Annotated in this window: 16 protein-coding genes; 14 read left to right on the top strand and 2 right to left on the bottom strand. The window is 51.7% G+C overall.

The genetic code is table 11. The features are described from left to right. The first annotated feature begins 231 nt into the window (after positions 1 to 231). From HMPREF9469_RS11330 to HMPREF9469_RS11290, 9 genes are all read left to right on the top strand, one after another. Positions 232 to 1926, top strand: coding sequence for an FAD-dependent oxidoreductase (locus HMPREF9469_RS11330; protein ID WP_007862055.1), 1695 nt, complete (start codon positions 232 to 234; stop codon positions 1924 to 1926). After that, a complete protein-coding gene (locus tag HMPREF9469_RS11325) occupies positions 1917 to 2129 on the top strand; it encodes a DUF4624 family lipoprotein (RefSeq protein ID WP_242827913.1) in 213 nt (70 codons plus the stop codon). Before HMPREF9469_RS11330 ends, HMPREF9469_RS11325 begins: the two co-directional genes overlap by 10 nt. Positions 2130 to 2356: 227 nt before the next feature. Next, positions 2357 to 3679 (top strand): MATE family efflux transporter, encoded by a 1323-nt coding sequence (locus HMPREF9469_RS11320; protein ID WP_007862053.1) that lies wholly within the window; start codon positions 2357 to 2359, stop codon positions 3677 to 3679. A 180-nt stretch (positions 3680 to 3859) separates the two neighbouring features. Then, positions 3860 to 4570: an MBL fold metallo-hydrolase gene (locus tag HMPREF9469_RS11315; protein ID WP_007862051.1), complete on the top strand. Its 711-nt coding sequence runs from the start codon at positions 3860 to 3862 to the stop codon at positions 4568 to 4570. Positions 4571 to 4597: 27 nt separating this feature from the next. Further along, positions 4598 to 5905, top strand: coding sequence for a dihydroorotase (locus HMPREF9469_RS11310; RefSeq protein ID WP_007862049.1), 1308 nt, complete (start codon positions 4598 to 4600; stop codon positions 5903 to 5905). Position 5906: 1 nt separating this feature from the next. Next, on the top strand, positions 5907 to 6602 hold the full coding sequence (locus HMPREF9469_RS11305; protein ID WP_040416177.1) for a YjjG family noncanonical pyrimidine nucleotidase: 696 nt from the start codon (positions 5907 to 5909) through the stop codon (positions 6600 to 6602). A gap of 239 nt (positions 6603 to 6841) precedes the next feature. Then, positions 6842 to 7729 (top strand): amino acid ABC transporter substrate-binding protein, encoded by an 888-nt coding sequence (locus HMPREF9469_RS11300; protein WP_007862045.1) that lies wholly within the window; start codon positions 6842 to 6844, stop codon positions 7727 to 7729. Between the two features lie 137 nt (positions 7730 to 7866). After that, a complete protein-coding gene (locus HMPREF9469_RS11295; protein ID WP_007862044.1) occupies positions 7867 to 8526 on the top strand; it encodes an amino acid ABC transporter permease in 660 nt (219 codons plus the stop codon). Positions 8527 to 8546: 20 nt separating this feature from the next. Beyond that, on the top strand, positions 8547 to 9314 hold the full coding sequence (locus HMPREF9469_RS11290) for an amino acid ABC transporter ATP-binding protein (RefSeq protein WP_007862041.1): 768 nt from the start codon (positions 8547 to 8549) through the stop codon (positions 9312 to 9314). Positions 9315 to 9430: 116 nt separating this feature from the next. Here HMPREF9469_RS11290 and HMPREF9469_RS11285 read toward each other — a convergent pair whose 3' ends face one another. Both HMPREF9469_RS11285 and HMPREF9469_RS32925 read right to left on the bottom strand, forming a co-directional pair. Further along, positions 9431 to 10801 carry an MATE family efflux transporter gene (locus HMPREF9469_RS11285; RefSeq protein ID WP_007862040.1) on the bottom strand — a complete coding sequence of 457 codons (1371 nt, stop codon included), beginning with the start codon at positions 10799 to 10801 and terminating at the stop codon, positions 9431 to 9433. Between the two features lie 7 nt (positions 10802 to 10808). Continuing rightward, positions 10809 to 11027: a GntR family transcriptional regulator gene (locus HMPREF9469_RS32925; RefSeq protein WP_227884299.1), complete on the bottom strand. Its 219-nt coding sequence runs from the start codon at positions 11025 to 11027 to the stop codon at positions 10809 to 10811. Between the two features lie 671 nt (positions 11028 to 11698). Between HMPREF9469_RS32925 and HMPREF9469_RS11275 the strand changes: the two genes are divergently transcribed. The 5 genes from HMPREF9469_RS11275 to HMPREF9469_RS11255 all read left to right on the top strand — a co-directional run bounded on the left by HMPREF9469_RS11275 (position 11699) and on the right by HMPREF9469_RS11255 (position 17817). After that, positions 11699 to 12337, top strand: a complete 639-nt coding sequence (locus tag HMPREF9469_RS11275) for a hypothetical protein (RefSeq protein ID WP_007862029.1) — start codon at positions 11699 to 11701, stop codon at positions 12335 to 12337. 250 nt (positions 12338 to 12587) lie between these two features. Continuing rightward, positions 12588 to 14225 carry an ABC-F family ATP-binding cassette domain-containing protein gene (locus HMPREF9469_RS11270; protein ID WP_007862028.1) on the top strand — a complete coding sequence of 546 codons (1638 nt, stop codon included), beginning with the start codon at positions 12588 to 12590 and terminating at the stop codon, positions 14223 to 14225. A gap of 112 nt (positions 14226 to 14337) precedes the next feature. Beyond that, entirely contained in the window at positions 14338 to 16479 is a 2142-nt protein-coding gene (locus tag HMPREF9469_RS30650) for a substrate-binding domain-containing protein (protein ID WP_007862027.1), read from the top strand. Between the two features lie 29 nt (positions 16480 to 16508). Further along, positions 16509 to 16994: an S-ribosylhomocysteine lyase gene (locus HMPREF9469_RS11260; protein WP_007862026.1), complete on the top strand. Its 486-nt coding sequence runs from the start codon at positions 16509 to 16511 to the stop codon at positions 16992 to 16994. 67 nt (positions 16995 to 17061) lie between these two features. Further along, positions 17062 to 17817 carry an exodeoxyribonuclease III gene (locus HMPREF9469_RS11255; RefSeq protein WP_007862024.1) on the top strand — a complete coding sequence of 252 codons (756 nt, stop codon included), beginning with the start codon at positions 17062 to 17064 and terminating at the stop codon, positions 17815 to 17817. Positions 17818 to 17830: the final 13 nt, after the last annotated feature.

Below are 17830 nucleotides of genomic sequence, written 5' to 3'. Positions count from 1 at the left end.
TAGTATTCTGAACTAAATCCGCGTTTTTGTATATATTGTGTATAGCCGGCGCCCTGTAATATGAAGACGCAGAAAAGAGTAAAAAATCCATCCGGCAAAACAGGAGAACTGGATTATCTCTCATTTCCGTACTATAATAGGGACAAGGGCAGATTCCCCAAGAGGGAACCGGCTGCCATATCCGGACAGCCTGCGTGTGCCCTCAGTATCTGAAAAGGAGATGAGTCAGTGATGAAGGTTGTAATTGTAGGAGGGGTTGCCGGCGGTGCCGGAACAGCTGCCAGGCTTCGCAGGAATGACGAACAGGCAGAGATCATCATGCTGGAACGAGGTTCATATATCTCGTATGCCAACTGCGGCCTGCCGTATTATATTGGCGGTGTGATCACGGAAAAGGAAGCGCTGCAGCTGCAGACACCGGAAAGTTTTGGCACCCGGTTCCATGTGGATGTGCGCACCATGAGCGAGGTGGCTGCCGTGGATACTGCCAGGAAGTGTGTGGTGGTAAAACATGGCGGGGAGACATATGAGGAAAGCTACGACAAGCTGGTGCTGTCACCAGGCGCAGGCCCTGTCCGTCCGGGAATCCCGGGCATGGAAAAGAATCATGTGTTTACCCTGAGGAATATACCGGATACCTATGCGATCCATGATTATGTTACGGAGCATAATCCGGTGTCCTGCGCTGTCATAGGAGCCGGGTTTATCGGCCTTGAGATGGCGGAGAATCTGGCAGAGCAGGGCCTTAAGGTATCTGTGGTGGAAGGGGCTTCCCATGTGATGCCGCCCATTGATATGGATATGGCCCATGGGGTACATAATTATATCCGGTCCAAAGGAATCGATCTTTATCTGGGACAGACCTGTACGGCCATGGATGGGAGCGGTGTGATTTTGAAAAACGGTGCAAAGGTTCCTGCCGACATGGTGATTATGAGCATCGGCGTACGCCCGGACACCGGATTTTTAAAGGACAGCGGCATTGAGCTGGGAGCCAGAGGAGAGATCATTGTAAACACGTACATGGAGACGTCAGCGGCGGATGTATATGCTCTGGGTGATGCGGTATCGGTGGAACATGTGGTAAGCGGACAGAAAGTCCTGATCCCCTTGGCATCCCCGGCCAACAAGCAGGGCCGTATTGTGGGCGACAATCTTTGCGGAAAGAAGACCGCCTACAAGGGGAGCCAGGGAACTTCCGTAATGAAGTTTTTTGATATGACGGTGGCGGTCACAGGGGAGAAGGAGGAATCCCTGAAGGCACAGGGAAGGCCCTACCGCAAAGCGATTACCACATCCGCATCCCAGGCAGGTTATTATCCTGGCGGCGATATGATGACCATCAAGACCTTATTTGATCCTGAGACAGCTGTCATCCTGGGCGCCCAGATCGTGGGCGGGAAAGGCGTGGACAAGCGGATCGATGACCTGGCGAATGCAGTGCGGTTTAAACTCACCGGGTATGATCTGCAGGAAATGGAACTGGCTTATGCGCCTCCATTTTCATCTGCCAAGGATCCGGTGAATATGGCCGGATATGTGATCGGCAATATCATGGACGGTCTGATGCGTCCGTTTTACCTGGAGGATCTGGATCAGATTCCGGAGGACGCCATCCGGCTGGACGTGAGGACAGAAGGAGAATATGCAGGAGGCACCATTCCCGGATTTATCAACATTCCTCTGGACAGCCTGAGGGATCGTATGGGCGAGCTGGATCTTTCAAAGGATATTTACATCACCTGCCAGATCGGTCTTAGAGGTTATATTGCGCAGAGGATCCTGGACCAGGCCGGAGCCAGGACCTGGAATATGAGCGGCGGTTACCGGTTCTATGAGATGAAGGTCAGGGATGAACAGTCCCAGGCAGCGGGAATGGGATTGTGTACGGCCTGCGGGATGGAGAAAGCGGCATTGTGGAAATAAAAGACAGAAATGCAGGCGAAGTTTTATGGAGCAATACATGGAATGAAAAAGCCAGTGGTAAAACCGTTACAGTTTCGCTCAATAATCTACAAAAAGAGAAAGAGTACGTTGTGGGGTTTACTGGAACTACAATAAATCATGCTGTTGCAAAAGTTACTTTTGAAAGTGAATTGGTTCAAGAGAAATCAAGACCTTCAAAATAAACTTCCAGCCCTTTGTGAAAAGCGGATGTGTCAGCCCCGGAACTCTTAATATTTTTGGATAAATTGAAGATTGACGCAGAATGTTGGTTGGAGTAGGCTTTTATAGAAAACATTCTGCGTCATTTTTATACGGTCCGGTAAATATTGGATATGAGCCGGCCAGGATGATGATGCCGCAGCACAAAGGACGGTAAAGGCACATGGAAAAAAGGAATCCGGGGGGATACATGTTTTCCAATGCAGATTTAAGAAAGCTGATTTTTCCGCTGATCGTGGAACAGATCCTGGCTGTATCAGTGGGCATGGTGGATACCATGATGGTATCCAGTGTGGGGGAGGCGGCCACCTCGGGCGTATCCCTGGTGGACATGATCAATACTCTGTTTATCAATATATTTGCAGCGGTGGCCACAGGAGGGGCCGTGGTGTCCTCCCAGTATCTGGGACAGAAACGGCGGGACCGGGCCTGCCAGTCGGCAGACCAGCTGCTGATCATAACCGGAATGCTGTCCCTGGGGATCATGATCTTGTGCATCCTGTTCAGAAAAGGTTTTTTATCCCTGATTTATCAGGGGGTGGCAGAGGATGTGATGAGGAATGCCAGGGTCTATCTGGTCATATCGGCCCTATCCTATCCGTTCCTGTCCGTGTATAATTCCTGTGCGGCCCTGTTCCGCTCCATGGGAAACTCCAAGATATCCATGCAGGCATCCATTATTATGAATGTGATCAATGTGATCGGGGATTCCCTCTTTATATTTGTATTCCACTGGGGCGTGGCGGGTGCTGCCCTGGCATCCCTGATATCGCGTATGACCGCCTGTTTTATCCTTTTATACCGCCTTCGCAACAGGAATCTGGACCTATATATCGGAACCGGATTTAAGATCAACCGGCGGATGATGAAGCAGATTTTAAATATTGGGATACCAAACGGGATCGAGAACAGTATCTTCCAGCTGGGCCGTGTGCTGGTGGTGGGTATCATCGCCATGTTCGGAACCACCCAGATTGCCGCCAATGCCATTGCCAATAACCTGGACGGCATGGGCGTGCTCCCCGGCCAGGCCATGAGCCTGGCGATCATTACTGTGGTGGGCCGCCTGGTGGGCGCAGGCGATTTTGACCAGGCGGAGTACTATGCCAAAAAGATGATGAAGCTCACCTATGTGGTCAGCGGCCTTTGCTGTATCGCCGTCATACTGACCATGCCCCTTACACTGCGGTTGTACGGCCTGTCCCCCGAGGCTCTGCGCATGGGAGCGATCCTGGTGCTGATCCATAACGGATGCGCCATCTTTATCTGGCCATGTTCCTTCTGCCTGGCCAATGTGTTAAGAGCTGCCAATGATGTGAAATTTCCTATGTGCATATCCATCATGTCCATGATCCTGTTCCGCATCGGATTCAGCTTCCTGCTGGCTGTCGGACTGGGGCTGGGCGCAGTGGGCGTATGGTGGGCCATGATCGCGGACTGGGTGGTGCGGTCGGCGTTCTTTGGCTGGAGGTTCTTTTCAGGGAAATGGAAAAGATTTTACCATGCAATGTAATGATGGAGTTACCTGTGCACCTGATCCGTTGGGGTCAGGTGCATTTTTTACCAAATTCCGGAATTCCCTAGACATCCAATTCACCATCAGAAAAAACTATACGTATTTTCCGGATTATGTTACTATAAGACATATATAAGTGTACTTCCGGAGTACACATAAAGGTCAGGAGGAGAGATTATGAAGATAACATATATCCATCACAGCAGCTTTATGGCAGAGCTGGAACACACAGCGCTTCTGTTTGACTATTTTGAGGGGGACATACCGGAGATACCGGAGGACAAGCCGTTGTTTGTGTTTGCCAGCCATCGGCACGGGGATCATTTTTCACGCTCCATTTTTGACCTGTCGGACGGGCGCAGAAAGGTGACCTATGTGCTGTCGGACGATATCTGGAGAAGGCAGGTGCCGGAGGAACTTCTGGGCAGGACCACGTTCATGGGGCCGGGTGAGAGCGGGTGTTTGGCGGACGGAGCCGGGCAGCCCTTGGAGATTGAGGCTTTTAAATCCACGGACGAGGGAGTTGCATTTCTCATAAAGGCGGAGGGACAGGTTATCTACCACGCCGGGGATCTGAACAATTGGGTGTGGGAAGGCGAGCCGGAGAAGGATAACCAAAGGATGAGTGAGAACTATCACAAGGAGCTTGCCAAACTGGCCGGACGCCATATTGACGTGGCGTTTATGCTGATCGACCCGAGACAGGAAAAGGATTTCTACCTGGGTATGGATGATTTCATGCGCATGGTTGGGGCAGATGTGGTGTTCCCCATGCATTTTTGGGGAGATTTTGAAGCAGCGTCCAGGTTTAAAGCGCTGCCGTGTGCCAAATCCTATGGAGACAGGATACATGAGATCCGTAAAAAGGGTGAAAGCTTTATTATATGATCAGATTAGAGAGAGAGGAACAGGAGTATGATTTTGATTCAAGGCGGCCGCGTGATCGGACCGGCAGAGGGAATAGATATGAAGGCGGATGTGGTGCTGGACGGAGGGCGGATCGCTGAGATCATACCGGCTGGGCAGCAGACAGCCGGGCAGCAGACAGCCGGGCGGGAGGCATCCCGCGATTATGAGCGTGTCATAGATGCAAACGGCATGATCGTTGCGCCGGGTCTGGTGGACGTACATGTGCATTTCCGCGATCCGGGACTCACTTACAAGGAAGATATTCACACAGGCGCGAAGGCGGCTGCAAAGGGCGGATTCACCACGGTGGTCTGCATGGCCAATACAAAGCCTATTGTGGACAATGAAGAGACGCTTCGCTATGTGCTGGAGGAAGGAAAAAAGACGGGAATCCACGTTCTCAGCTGCGCTGCTGTATCCAAAGGTTTTAACGGCCGGGATATGACGGACATGGAGGGACTTTTGGCAGCTGGAGCCGCTGGGTTTACAGATGACGGAATCCCTCTGATGGAGGGAAACTTCGTGCGTGCGGCCATGGAAAAGGCAGCCCGGCTGGACACTGTGTTAAGTTTCCACGAGGAGGACAAGGCATTTATCAAAGAAAACGGGATCAATCACGGCAGGGTTTCAGATCAGCTTGGAATCTACGGATCGCCTGCCCTGGCAGAGGATTCACTGGTTGCCAGAGACTGCATGATCGCCTTGGATACAGGGGCTGTGGTGGATATACAGCACATCAGTTCCGGCCACTCCGTGGAAATGGTGCGCCTGGCCAAGAAATTGGGTGCAAAGGTGTGGGCCGAGGTAACACCTCATCATTTTACACTGACTGAAGATGCGGTGCTTAAGCACGGCACTTTGGCCAAGATGAATCCTCCTCTGCGTACCGAGGAGGACAGGCAGATGCTGATCCAGGGCCTGAAGGACGGAACCATTGACATGATTGCCACCGACCATGCGCCCCACAGCAGGGAGGAAAAGGACCGTCCTCTGACAGCGGCTCCCAGCGGGATCCTGGGACTGGAGACAGCCCTGGCCCTGGGCATCACCAGCCTGGTAAAGCCCGGCCATCTGACCATGGCGCAGCTGATGGAAAAGATGAGCAGTAATCCGGCCAGGCTTTACAAGCTGGACTGCGGCCGGATGGAAGCAGGCGCGCCGGCCGATCTGGTGATCTTTGATGAGAACAGGCAGTGGACCGTAAAAGGATTTGAATCTAAGTCATCCAACAGCCCGTTTCTGGGAGAAACCTTGACCGGTCAAGTAGTGTATACAATATGCGGAGGAGCGATTGTCTATGGGGACGGAGAATAAAATGCAGGTCACGGACCGGAGATATGATGTCATTCTCCTGGATGTGGACGGCACACTCCTGGATTTTAAGCTGTCGGAAAAGCTGGGGATGGAACATGTTATGAGAGCTTTCGGGGTAGAGCCCACAAAAGAACGGCTGGAACTGTACCATGAGATCAACGAGGGCTTCTGGTCCGCCTTTGAGCGGGGGGAGGTTACCAAGGAACGTCTGGTATGGGAGCGGTTTAATGTGTTCTTTGCCAGGCTTGGGATCACGGTAGATGGCCATGCGACAGAGAATCTGTACCGCAGGCAGCTGGATGATTCAGCATTTCTTATTGATGGGGCTCTGGATCTGTGTCAATATCTGAAGGAGCGGTATGACTTGTATGTGGTCACAAACGGCACTTCATCCACCCAATATAAACGGCTGGCCGCCTCCGGCCTGGATTGTTTCATGAAGGATATCTTTGTCTCCGAGGATGCGGGAAGCCAGAAACCACAAAAGGAATATTTTGAGTACTGCTTTAAGCGGATACCGGGCGTCTGCCCGGAGCGCATGCTTTTAGTGGGGGATTCCCTTTCCTCCGATATAAAAGGCGGCCAGGCAGCCGGCACAGCCACCTGCTGGTATAACCCTTCCGGCCTGATTAACAGGACAGGGGTCCGGCCTGATCTGGAGATCTGTGCCCTGGGGGAACTGAAAAGAATATTATAAAACAGACTGATTCATTTTTAATCTTTTGTTCTCAGGCATTGCTGCAATAACTGTTGCAGGCATCTTGCGGGATATGCCAGCCATGCCTGGGTCATCCATCCTGTACATGATAATAGCATTTTCCTCTTTACATATGCACTTTAGTGTGCTAATATGATAGCGTGTCAAAAGCACCGGCATTGGGACAACATGGTTTCATGCCGTAAATTTTGAGTGTTTATTATGAGGAGGATATTATTATGAAAAAGAGACTGGCAGGCATAGCACTTGCTACTGTGATGGCATTATCCCTTGCAGGGTGCGGCGGTTCCAACGCGGGCGCAACCACGGCAGCCGATACCACGGCCGCAGGCACCACGGCAGAGGACACCACGGCAGCCGATACATCGGCGGAGGCCGCATCCACAGAAGCGGCTCAGGCAGAGAGCGCCGGAGGCACATTGGTCGTTGGATTTGACCAGGACTTCCCTCCCATGGGATTCCTTGGGGATGACGGTGAGTTTACGGGATTTGACCTGGAACTGGCCCAGGAAGTTGCAAAGCGTCTTGGCCTTGAATATAAGCCACAGCCCATTGCATGGGATTCCAAGGATATGGAACTGGAGTCAGGAAACATTGACTGTATCTGGAACGGTTTTACCATGACCGGCCGGGAAGATAACTATACATGGACGGAAGCATACATGGCAAATACCCAGGTATTTGTTGTTGGAAAGGATTCCGGTATTGCAAGCCAGGCAGACCTGGCAGGCAAGGTAGTGGAGTGTCAGGTGGATTCTTCCGCAGAGGCAGCTTTGAAGGAAGTGCCGGATCTGACAGCCACCTTTAAGGAACTGCTGACAACCGCTGATTACAACACGGCTTTCATGGATCTGGAGCAGGGCGCGGTTGACGCCATTGCCATGGATGTGATCGTGGCAGGATACCAGATCCAGCAGAGGAACGCTGATTTCGTGATCCTGGAGGATACATTATCCGCAGAAGAGTATGGTGTTGGCTTTAAGAAGGGCAACACAGAGCTTCGGGATAAGGTACAGGCAACCCTGGAGGAGATGGCTGCTGACGGCACATTAAAGAGCATCTCTGAGAAATGGTTTGGAGAGGATGTTACCACCATCGGGAAATAGGGTGCAGACAGAGAGAATGAAGGAAAATAAAGCCGCTGCGCAGGCGTGCTGTCCTGGCTTTCAGTAGCCGGAACAGCCGCCTGATCCCAGCGGCTTTGCATGGTTTTTCAGGATAAAAATTGAAGGTGGTATAGGTTATGGGTAAAATGACGATCCAGCAGATGATATTGCAGTTGGCAGGCGGTATGGGAACCAGTATACAGATATTCCTGGTCACCCTTGTTTTCTCCCTGCCCCTTGGCCTGGTGGTGGCCTTTGGGCGTATGTCCAGGAACAAGTTTCTTCAGGCCATTGTAAAGGTCTACATATCCATCATGCGGGGAACCCCCCTGATGCTCCAGCTGATGGTGGTATATTTTGGCCCCTATTACCTGTTCAGGATCAAGGTGGGCAGCGGATACAGGCTGTGGGCCACCTTTATCGGCTTTGTCGTCAACTATGCCGCTTATTTTGCTGAGATATACAGAAGCGGGATCCAGTCCATGCCCGTGGGGCAGTATGAGGCTGCGCAGATCCTGGGATACAGCAGGTTTCAGACATTTTTTAAGATCATCCTTCCCCAGGTGGTAAAGCGGATCCTTCCCTCTGTCACCAATGAGGTGATCACCCTTGTAAAGGATACGTCCCTTGCCTTTACCCTGAGTGTGGCGGAAATGTTCTCCATTGCCAAAGCGCTGGCGGCTTCCCAGACCAACATGATCCCCTTTGTGGCAGCAGGATTGTTCTATTATGTGTTCAATCTGGTGGTTGCCGTGGGAATGGAATGGGTGGAGAAGAAGCTGAATTATTACCAGTAAAAGCGGGAGGAATGTGGATTATGAAGCTGTTAGAGTTAAATCATGTGGAAAAGTCATTTGGAGACCTGTCTGTGATCAAGGACATCTCCATGAGTGTGGAGGAAGGGGAGATCGTTTCCATCATCGGTCCTTCCGGCTCCGGCAAATCTACTCTTCTGCGTTGCGCCACCATGCTTGAGGATATGGACAGCGGCGAAGTGATCTATCTGGGAAAGAAAGCGGCCTGGACAGGAGATAAGGGAAAGGCCGTGTATGCGGGGAAAAAAGAGCTGAAGGAAATCCAGAGCCAGTATGGTCTGGTGTTCCAGAACTTTAATCTGTTTCCCCATTACAGTGTGATGAAGAATATTACGGATGCCCCCATCCATGTGCAGAAGCGGGATAAGGAGGAGGTGTACCGGGAGGCCAGGGAACTTCTTATGAAGATGGGGCTGGAGGATAAGGAAAATGCCTATCCGTGCCAGCTCTCCGGCGGACAGTGCCAGCGTGTGGCCATTGCCAGGGCATTGGCCTTAAACCCCAAGATCCTGTTTTTTGATGAGCCTACCTCAGCCCTGGACCCCGAACTGACAGGCGAAGTGCTGAAGGTCATCAAATCCCTGGCAGACCTGGACATTGCCATGGTGATTGTGACCCATGAGATGGCATTTGCCAGGGATATTTCCCACCGGGTGATCTTTATGGCAGGCGGGGTGATCGTGGAGCAGGGAACACCGGAGCAGGTATTTGCCTCGGACAACCAGAGGACCCAGAGCTTCCTGGGACGGTACGGGGCTATGCTTCAGTGATATTCAGCCATAGGAACATCAAATTCATGGCTGTGCCATGATGTTCATATGAAAAGACATAGGATTTCCAGAGATGACGCTCCTGGTGTAAGGGGCTGTCCCTGGAAATCCTATGTTTAATTTTTGGCCAGCTTTCTCATATACCTGGAAAAATAAATCTGGGTGATGAAGGTGGTCAATACATTGGAGATGGCTTCGGCCATGTAGATTCCCCAAACCCCTATGATATGGGGGAGGAAGATCGCCAGGGGAAGAAGCAGGAGGAGCTTGCGCATGATCCCGAAGATAAAGGAGTACCATGTATTGCCCAGGGCCACGAAGGCGTTCTGGTTCACCATCTGCAGGCCGATGACAAGCACGGTGCTGAACATGATGCGCATGGTAATCGTGGTAAGGCCCAGGAGCTGGCTGTCATTGGTGAACATGCGGCAGATCGGTCCGGGAAATGCCACCAGGAAAAACCACATAAGGGTGGCGCAGCCAATGCTCAGGATTCTGGCGTAGTGAATGGTTTCCTTGATCCGCCCGTAATTTCCCGCGCCCAGGTTGTAGCTGAGAATGGGCTGGGCGCCGGTGATAATACCGATCAGGGGCATGAAGAATACCTGGCTTACACTGGTGAGAAGGGCCATGGAAGCAATGTGCAGATTGCTGTCAGCGCCTCCGTAGCGGATCAGGAGCCAGTTGAGGACAATGACCACAATACTCTCATTGACACGGAACGTAAAGGGTGACAGGCCCAGGGCACACATGGGGCGGATGATGGCTGCCATGGGCTTCATGTCTCTGATCCTAAGACGCAGGGTGGCGCGGTCCGAACACAGAAAATAGAGGACCCAGGCAGCGGATACCGCCTGTGAGATAACGGTTGCGACAGCCGCCCCCGCGATTCCCATATCCAGCACATATATGAAGATGGGATCCAGGACAATATTTAAAAATGCTCCGATCACAATGGTAAAGGTGCCCACCCCGGTAAATCCCTGGGCGTTGATAAATGGGTTCATGCCCATGGATATCTCCACAAACACAGTCCCGGCCAGGTAGATGCTCAGATAATCACGGGCATAGGGCAGGGTGGAGCTGTCAGCCCCAAATGCCTTCAGCATGGGTGTGAGAAATGCCGTGCACACCACGGTGAGGATCAGTCCGATTCCAACCAGAAGGACAAATGCATTGGAGAGAAATCTGCGCCCCTTTTCCAGATCTCCGCTTCCCATGGCAATGGAAGCCAGGGGTGAGCCGCCCATTCCGGGAATACAGCTGAAGGCGGCGGCTATCATGATAATGGGAAATGTGATGCCGATCCCGCTGAGCGCCAGGGTGCCTGCCTCCGGCATGTGGCCTATGTACATTCTGTCCACAATGCTGTACAGCGCATTTACCAGCTGGGCGATTGTGATGGGGATGGTCAGCCTGATCAAAAGGGGCAGGACTTTGGCTCCGGCCAGCTGACTGTTCATGTCTTGTTTGGATGTGCGGTTCATGTGTTGTTTACTCCCTGTCCTGATTTGTATTGGTGATCCATGGGCTGACGCACAGGATACTTTCTATGTCGGCTTTTAACAGCCTGCCCTCGCTGAGCTGTTTGAATTTATAGCCGTGTCGTGGTATGCTCACCAGAATCTGATTCTCTGCCATCATGGTCAGGGCCTCACGCACCGGCGCCCGGCTTACATTATATTTTTCAATAAGGAACTTTTCGGTAAATATAGAATCGAATGTGTACAGCCTCTGATGATATCAGAGATAAGGGCGCTGTAAACCTGATGTTTTAAGGAATCCTTCTGCTTTGCGGACATAGGGACAGTGCCTCCTTATGCCTTTTTGTCTATCATACCGTTACAGGAGGGGGAAGTCAATAGAAAAAGGGAGACATACCCAAACAGAAACACGCTGTGATGATACCACAGTGTGTTGCAGGTGGATTTTGTCTTACATTTATGCGGTCCTAAATTTATACGGATTGAAACAGGCAGCCACATAGGCATCTCCGGGTCTTTTGTAGGCGGCCGTAAAGTTAGGGCTGTCATGGAAAAGTTCAATGTTTCCTGTAAAACTCCCCGTGCATTTGGGCATACTTTATTTTAAGATGTACCAGGAGATTCCGAGAGTACATATAAGAAAGCAGGGAGGTGTCCGGATGGACTTATCGCCAAGATGCAAGATGATTATTATGCTGATGTATTTCCGGTTTCTGCCCGGGATTACAGTGTGCCGGCTGTTCGTTTGGGAAGGTGGTAAGAAAAACGCAGGATATGCGGTGCGGATAAAGGAAAAATAATAAAGGCTTAAGGGAAATTTCATTGAAATTTTTTAATGCAGGTGTTAAGCTTCATTAGTAATCTGGAGATTATACCATAAAGACGGGAGGAACAAATATTATGAAGAGACATTCATTGATCATAGCAGCAGCGGCCATAGCAGTATCGGCTGCACTGGCCACTGCGTGCACCAGGAAGCCGGCGGTGGAAACCGCGGAGACAGTGACCACCCAGTCGGCCGGCGAGGAGGAGACCACTAAGGCCCAGGAGACCACCACCCAGGCGGAGGAGACCACCCAGGCCCAGCCGGAACAAAAGGAGATGCACCACATGCTTCAGGGCACGGTCACCAAGGTGACCGGGGACGGTTCGGTATTTACCCTTCAGGCAGATGACGGAAAGGACTATGACATCAGGCAGTCTGAGATCCGGGATGTGGAGGTTGACATTAAAGAGGACGTCCATATCGCCATTGCATATATCGGGGAACCTCTGGGTGAGCTTAAGGATGTGGCCCTGGTTGTGGCCCTGCCTGAACAGGAGGAGTGGAGCATTCTCACGGAGAAGGGTGTGACCACGGCCAATGCCATGAGCAGTTTTTCCATGAAGACCGATGACGGGCAGGAGCTCAGCTTTCTCAAGGACAACTGCCCCATTGAGGACGGCGCCCTGGCCGGGGACAGCGGGGATAAGGTAAGCGTTACCTATGTAAATTCCCAGGGTGTGAATTATCCGGTGGAGATCCGCTCAGCCAACTGATGGACCTGCGGATCACAGAGCCTATGGGGGATTAAAATCCACCCCTGGGCGGATCGGACAAAAGAAAGGGAATAAATGTATCAATTTGCGAAAAACCCTTGCAAAATAAGCATTTTCCCTGTACAATCTGATATTGAGTAAACAGCGTGAAAGAGGGGCCGGATATGACCCCTCTTTTGATGGACATAGTATTAATAGCGTATCCTTAGGGGTACAGCATTAAGATCAGATGTAAAGAAAGGGCAAGAACATGATTAGCACAAGCAACATATCCCTTCGTGTGGGCAAGAAGGCATTGTTTGAGGAAGTAAACATTAAATTTACCGAGGGCAACTGTTACGGACTGATTGGCGCCAATGGAGCGGGAAAGTCCACATTCTTAAGGATCCTGTCAGGTCAGCTGGAACCTACCAGCGGAGATGTGATCATCACTCCGGGACAGCGTCTCTCCTTCCTGCAGCAGGACCATTTCAAATATGACCAGTACACGGTTCTGGACACGGTCATTATGGGAAATGCAAGACTGTATGAGATCATGAAGGAAAAAGAAGCCATCTATATGAAGGAAGACTTCACAGATGAGGATGGTATCAAGGCAGCTGAGCTGGAGGGGGAATTCGCCACCATGAACGGCTGGGAAGCTGAGTCCGATGCGGAGAGCCTGTTAAACGGCCTTGGCGTGGAGACAGAGCTGCACTATGCGCAGATGGGCACCCTGTTAGGCGCACAGAAGGTAAAGGTACTTCTGGCACAGGCATTGTTCGGCAATCCGGACATCCTGCTCCTTGACGAGCCTACCAACCATTTGGACCTGGATGCCATTGCATGGCTGGAAGAGTTCCTGATTAACTTTGAGAACACCGTGATCGTGGTATCCCATGACCGTTATTTCTTAAATAAAGTATGTACCCAGATTGCGGATATTGACTATGGCAAGATCCAGCTGTTCGCAGGCAACTATGATTTCTGGGTGGAGTCCAGCCAGCTGATCGTAAAGCAGATGAAGGAAGCCAACCGCAAAAAGGAGGAGAAGATCAAAGAACTGCAGGAATTCATCCAGCGCTTCTCTGCCAATGCCTCCAAGTCCAAGCAGGCAACTTCACGTAAGCGCGCTCTGGAGAAGATCGAACTGGATAATATCAGGCCCTCCAGCCGTAAGTACCCCTATATTGATTTCAGGCCGTTCCGTGAGATTGGCAATGAGGTCCTCACCGTGGAGCATCTTTCCAAGACCATTGACGGTGAGAAGATCCTGGATGATATTTCCTTTATCCTGGGCCGGGAGGACAAGGTGGCCCTGGTGGGACCGAATGAGAGAGCAAAGACAGTCCTGTTTAAAATCCTGGCAGGAGAGATGGAGCCGGATGAGGGAAGCTACAAGTGGGGCCTTACCACATCCCAGTCCTATTTCCCCAAGGATAACAGCGCTGAGTTTGACAATGACGATACCATTGTGGAGTGGCTGACACAGTACTCTCCTGAGAAGGATGTGACCTATGTCCGCGGGTTCCTGGGCCGTATGCTGTTTGCCGGGGAAGACGGGGTGAAAAAGGTCAAGGTTCTTTCAGGAGGCGAGAAGGTGCGCTGCATGCTGTCCAAGATGATGATATCCGGCGCCAATGTTCTGCTGCTGGATGAGCCTACGGACCACCTGGATATGGAATCCATTGATGCCCTTAACAGAGGCATGATCAAGTTTTCGGGTGTGATGATATTCTCCTCCCGTGACCACCAGATCGTACAGACAACAGCCAACCGTATCATGGAGATTGTAAGCGGCAAGCTCATTGACAAGATTACCACATATGATGAGTATCTTGACAGTGATGAGATGGCACGTAAGAGATTTACCTTTACCATTACTGAGAGTGAAGAGGCAGATGATTAATAAAAAGGGATGGGAGGCAGGATGGTTATCCTGCCCCTTTTCTGTTTTTCCATCGGACTGCGAAATTCAGCCAAAATGAAGGTGTCAGTGCGCTGGGAGGAAAGGAGCGCGTATGAGGAACAGGTATGTCAGGCGTGTGGCGGGACTGTGCGCCGCCGCCTTTGTGCTGTCATCGGCCGGTTGCGGCATGGGCAGGGACAGGATCGGCCAGGAGGCCGCAGTCCAGGACCAGTCCGCGGACCAGGACCAGTCCGGGAACCAGGAGGATACAGGGGCATCCGCAGGGGAAAAGGAACCTGGGGACCGGGAAGTCCGGGAAACAGAGCCTGCTTTCCAGGTGGGAACATTGGGGGATGACTATCTCCTTCCCCATGCCGGGGAGCATGTGTACACCCAGGAGGAACTGTCCGGGATGACGGCAGAGGAACTGCGTTTGGCCAGGAACGAGATTTATGCGCGGCATGGGCGCAGGTTTAAGAGTGATGACCTGAACCGGTATTTTTCAGGTAAGTCCTGGTATCAGGGCACCACGGACCCTGACAGCTTTGACTCCGGGATCCTGAACCAGAATGAGAGGGATAACCTGAGGATGCTCCAGAAGGCGGAGGAGGGGAAGACCGTGTGCGTGATCCCCAAAATCGGCATGGAGGAATTTCCAAGGATCAATGGTTCCACGGCCACCCTTCCCCTGTCCCAGGCCATATACCGCATGGCTACCGGCGCCACGGAGCAGGAAGCCGAGGCTGCCGTGACCCATGGAAAGACCACTGCGGCGTGGATATCCCTGATCCGCGGCGGGGATGGGCAGGGATGGGGAGCGGATCTTGTGATCGCCTATGAGCCCGGCGACCGGGTGGACCAGGAGCTGAAAGAAACCGGCGTAAAGATCATCAAAAAGCCCATTGGCAGGGATGCCCTGGTATTCCTGGCCAACAAGTCCAATCCGGTCCGGTCCCTTACCCGGGAACAGATGGTGGATATCTACTCCGGCACCATAAAAAACTGGAAAGATGTGGGCGGCAGGGATAAGGCCATACAGGCGTTTCAGCGCCCTGAGGATTCAGGAAGCCAGAATATGATGGATAAGCTGGTGATGAAGGGGAAAAAGATGGCGGATGCCCCCAGGGATTATGTGGTGAGTGAAATGGGAGAACTTTTGGAGGAGGTTTCCTCCTATGATGACACCGGGGATGCCCTGGGCTATTCGGTGTATTATTACGCCAGGAACATGTACCAGAAGCCGGAGCTTACCTTTATGGGCATAGACGGCGTAATGCCTTCCAGTGAAACCATACGGGATGGCAGTTATCCCTATGTCAATGATTTTTATGCGGCCATAAGGGCGGATGAACCCAAGGATTCCAAGGCATACCAGCTCTTTGCGTGGCTTACCGGTGATGACGGACAGTCCCTGATAAACGGTCTTGGATATGTGGGCATCAAGGATGCATCCAAGGAACTGCCCCAGGAGCTTGGGGAATCCGGTGGGAAAGCAGAGTTTGATGCCTCCATACCGCTCCCTGAGGGAAATGTGATCCTGGCCTCGGGAAGTTATCTCTACGGGGAAAACGGGATTGCTGTGTTTGATTCCAGAATGCGCCTTCTGCAGTTCATGAGCCATGCCCAGATGTGGGATTCAGACCAGTTTATGGAGTGCAGCAGGGACGCGGTCATTTCCGTGTTAGACAGCCGGACGGGAGAGCACAGTGATTATTCCGTCAGGGAAAACCGTTTGATCGGCCGTACCCGGGATCAGAACGGGGATGGAGAGCCTTCCGTCTATGATCTTGTCACAACCTTTCCAGAGGACCATCCGCAGCTGCTTAAACAGTATGGCGTCACCCGGGAACAGGTTCGGACCTGTTATTACTGGGACAGCGCAGACCCTGTTATCTGCATTACAGGGGGAAATGCGGAGCACTACTATGATGCCTACGGCAGGTTTTTGCTGGACTTTGACATGGAGGGAAGAACAGAGGAAGAACTGCCTTACAGATATGTGGTCCCGGTGGATGAGCACACGGCCTATATAAGGCTGGACAGCCGGCAGGGGGAATCAGGCCCCATGGAGCCGGAATACAGGATATACCGGGATGGTATACTCTTTAAGGAACTGGCAGATGATCAGAATGGGGACATATATGATATCAGACCTGATTTTTATACCAGATCCAGCGGGAATTACCTGTATTTTTATAATTACCAGGATGAGCCCTGCGCCAAATTCCTGTATGGATATTATGGCAATGACTGACACTATCACTAATTTAGGAGGAATTTATCATGGACAAAATAACTAGCTTTACCATTGACCACAATAAACTGCAGCCCGGCATCTACGTATCCCGCAAGGATAAGGCGGGGGATGCCACGATCACCACCTTTGACCTTCGCATGACCTCCCCCAATGAGGAGCCGGTGATCCAGACTGCTGAGCTTCACACCATCGAGCACCTGGGGGCAACCTATCTTCGTATCCACAGCGGACAGGGGGAAAATGTCCTGTATTTTGGCCCCATGGGATGCAGGACTGGGTTCTACCTGCTGATGGCAGGTGATCTTGAATCAAGGGATATCCTTCCTATGATAACAAACACCTTTGAATATATCCGTGATTTTGAGGGCGAGGTGCCCGGAGCGTCCCCCAGGGACTGCGGCAACTACCTGGATATGAACCTGGGCATGGCCAAATATGTGGCAGATAAATATCTGGATGTCCTGTACCACATTGATGAATTTCCGGAGTCCAGACTTATATATCCGGAATAAGCGGACAGAGGATGATGACCCGGAACAAGGAAATGGAATGACTGCATGACAAGAAGGAGGTTATATAATGGCGAAATTGATTTCGTGGAATGTAAATGGGCTCAGAGCCTGCGTGGGAAAGGGTTTCTTGGATTTCTTCCAGGCTGTGGATGCGGATGTGTTCTGCATCCAGGAGAGCAAGCTGCAGGAGGGACAGATCGAACTGGACCTTCCCGGATATCACCAATACTGGAATTATGCGCGGAAAAAGGGATATTCCGGCACTGCCGTATTTACCAGGGAGGAGCCCATTTCCGTGGCATATGGGATCGGTATGGAGGAACACGATACCGAGGGGCGTGTCATAACGGCTGAGTTCCCGGAATACTACGTGGTTACCTGCTATACCCCCAACTCCCAGGACGGCCTTGCAAGATTGGACTACAGAATGAAATGGGAGGACGATTTCCTGTCCTATCTCAAAGGGCTGGAGAAGAACAAGCCGGTTATTTTCTGCGGGGACCTGAACGTGGCCCACAAGGAGATCGACCTTAAGAATCCTAAGACCAACCGGAAGAACGCGGGCTTTACCGATGAGGAGAGGGGAAAATTTACAGACCTTTTATCTGCCGGATTCATAGATACCTTCCGCTATTTCTACCCGGATATGGAGGGCATTTATTCCTGGTGGTCCTACCGTTTCAGTGCAAGAGCTAAAAATGCAGGGTGGCGCATTGACTATTTCTGCGTATCGGAATCCTTAAAGGACAGGCTGGTAAGCGCCTCCATCCACACGGATATCATGGGTTCCGACCATTGTCCCGTGGAACTGGTGGTCAATTAAAGCACAGCTTAAG

The organism is [Clostridium] citroniae WAL-17108, assembly GCF_000233455.1.
Taxonomy (GTDB): Bacteria; Bacillota; Clostridia; order Lachnospirales; family Lachnospiraceae; genus Enterocloster; species Enterocloster citroniae.
Note: the sequence above shows the minus strand (reverse complement) of the source record. Positions and strands in the feature narration are given on the sequence as shown.

Coding starts and splice junctions, on each gene's coding strand:
- HMPREF9469_RS11330 (WP_007862055.1), top strand. CDS start 232: ATGAAGGTTGTAATTGTAGGAGGGGTTGCCGGCGGTGCCGGAACAGCT.
- HMPREF9469_RS11320 (WP_007862053.1), top strand. CDS start 2,357: ATGTTTTCCAATGCAGATTTAAGAAAGCTGATTTTTCCGCTGATCGTG.
- HMPREF9469_RS11315 (WP_007862051.1), top strand. CDS start 3,860: ATGAAGATAACATATATCCATCACAGCAGCTTTATGGCAGAGCTGGAA.
- HMPREF9469_RS11310 (WP_007862049.1), top strand. CDS start 4,598: ATGATTTTGATTCAAGGCGGCCGCGTGATCGGACCGGCAGAGGGAATA.
- HMPREF9469_RS11305 (WP_040416177.1), top strand. CDS start 5,907: ATGCAGGTCACGGACCGGAGATATGATGTCATTCTCCTGGATGTGGAC.
- HMPREF9469_RS11300 (WP_007862045.1), top strand. CDS start 6,842: ATGAAAAAGAGACTGGCAGGCATAGCACTTGCTACTGTGATGGCATTA.
- HMPREF9469_RS11295 (WP_007862044.1), top strand. CDS start 7,867: ATGGGTAAAATGACGATCCAGCAGATGATATTGCAGTTGGCAGGCGGT.
- HMPREF9469_RS11290 (WP_007862041.1), top strand. CDS start 8,547: ATGAAGCTGTTAGAGTTAAATCATGTGGAAAAGTCATTTGGAGACCTG.
- HMPREF9469_RS11285 (WP_007862040.1), bottom strand. CDS start 10,801: ATGAACCGCACATCCAAACAAGACATGAACAGTCAGCTGGCCGGAGCC.
- HMPREF9469_RS11275 (WP_007862029.1), top strand. CDS start 11,699: ATGAAGAGACATTCATTGATCATAGCAGCAGCGGCCATAGCAGTATCG.
- HMPREF9469_RS11270 (WP_007862028.1), top strand. CDS start 12,588: ATGATTAGCACAAGCAACATATCCCTTCGTGTGGGCAAGAAGGCATTG.
- HMPREF9469_RS30650 (WP_007862027.1), top strand. CDS start 14,338: ATGAGGAACAGGTATGTCAGGCGTGTGGCGGGACTGTGCGCCGCCGCC.
- HMPREF9469_RS11260 (WP_007862026.1), top strand. CDS start 16,509: ATGGACAAAATAACTAGCTTTACCATTGACCACAATAAACTGCAGCCC.
- HMPREF9469_RS11255 (WP_007862024.1), top strand. CDS start 17,062: ATGGCGAAATTGATTTCGTGGAATGTAAATGGGCTCAGAGCCTGCGTG.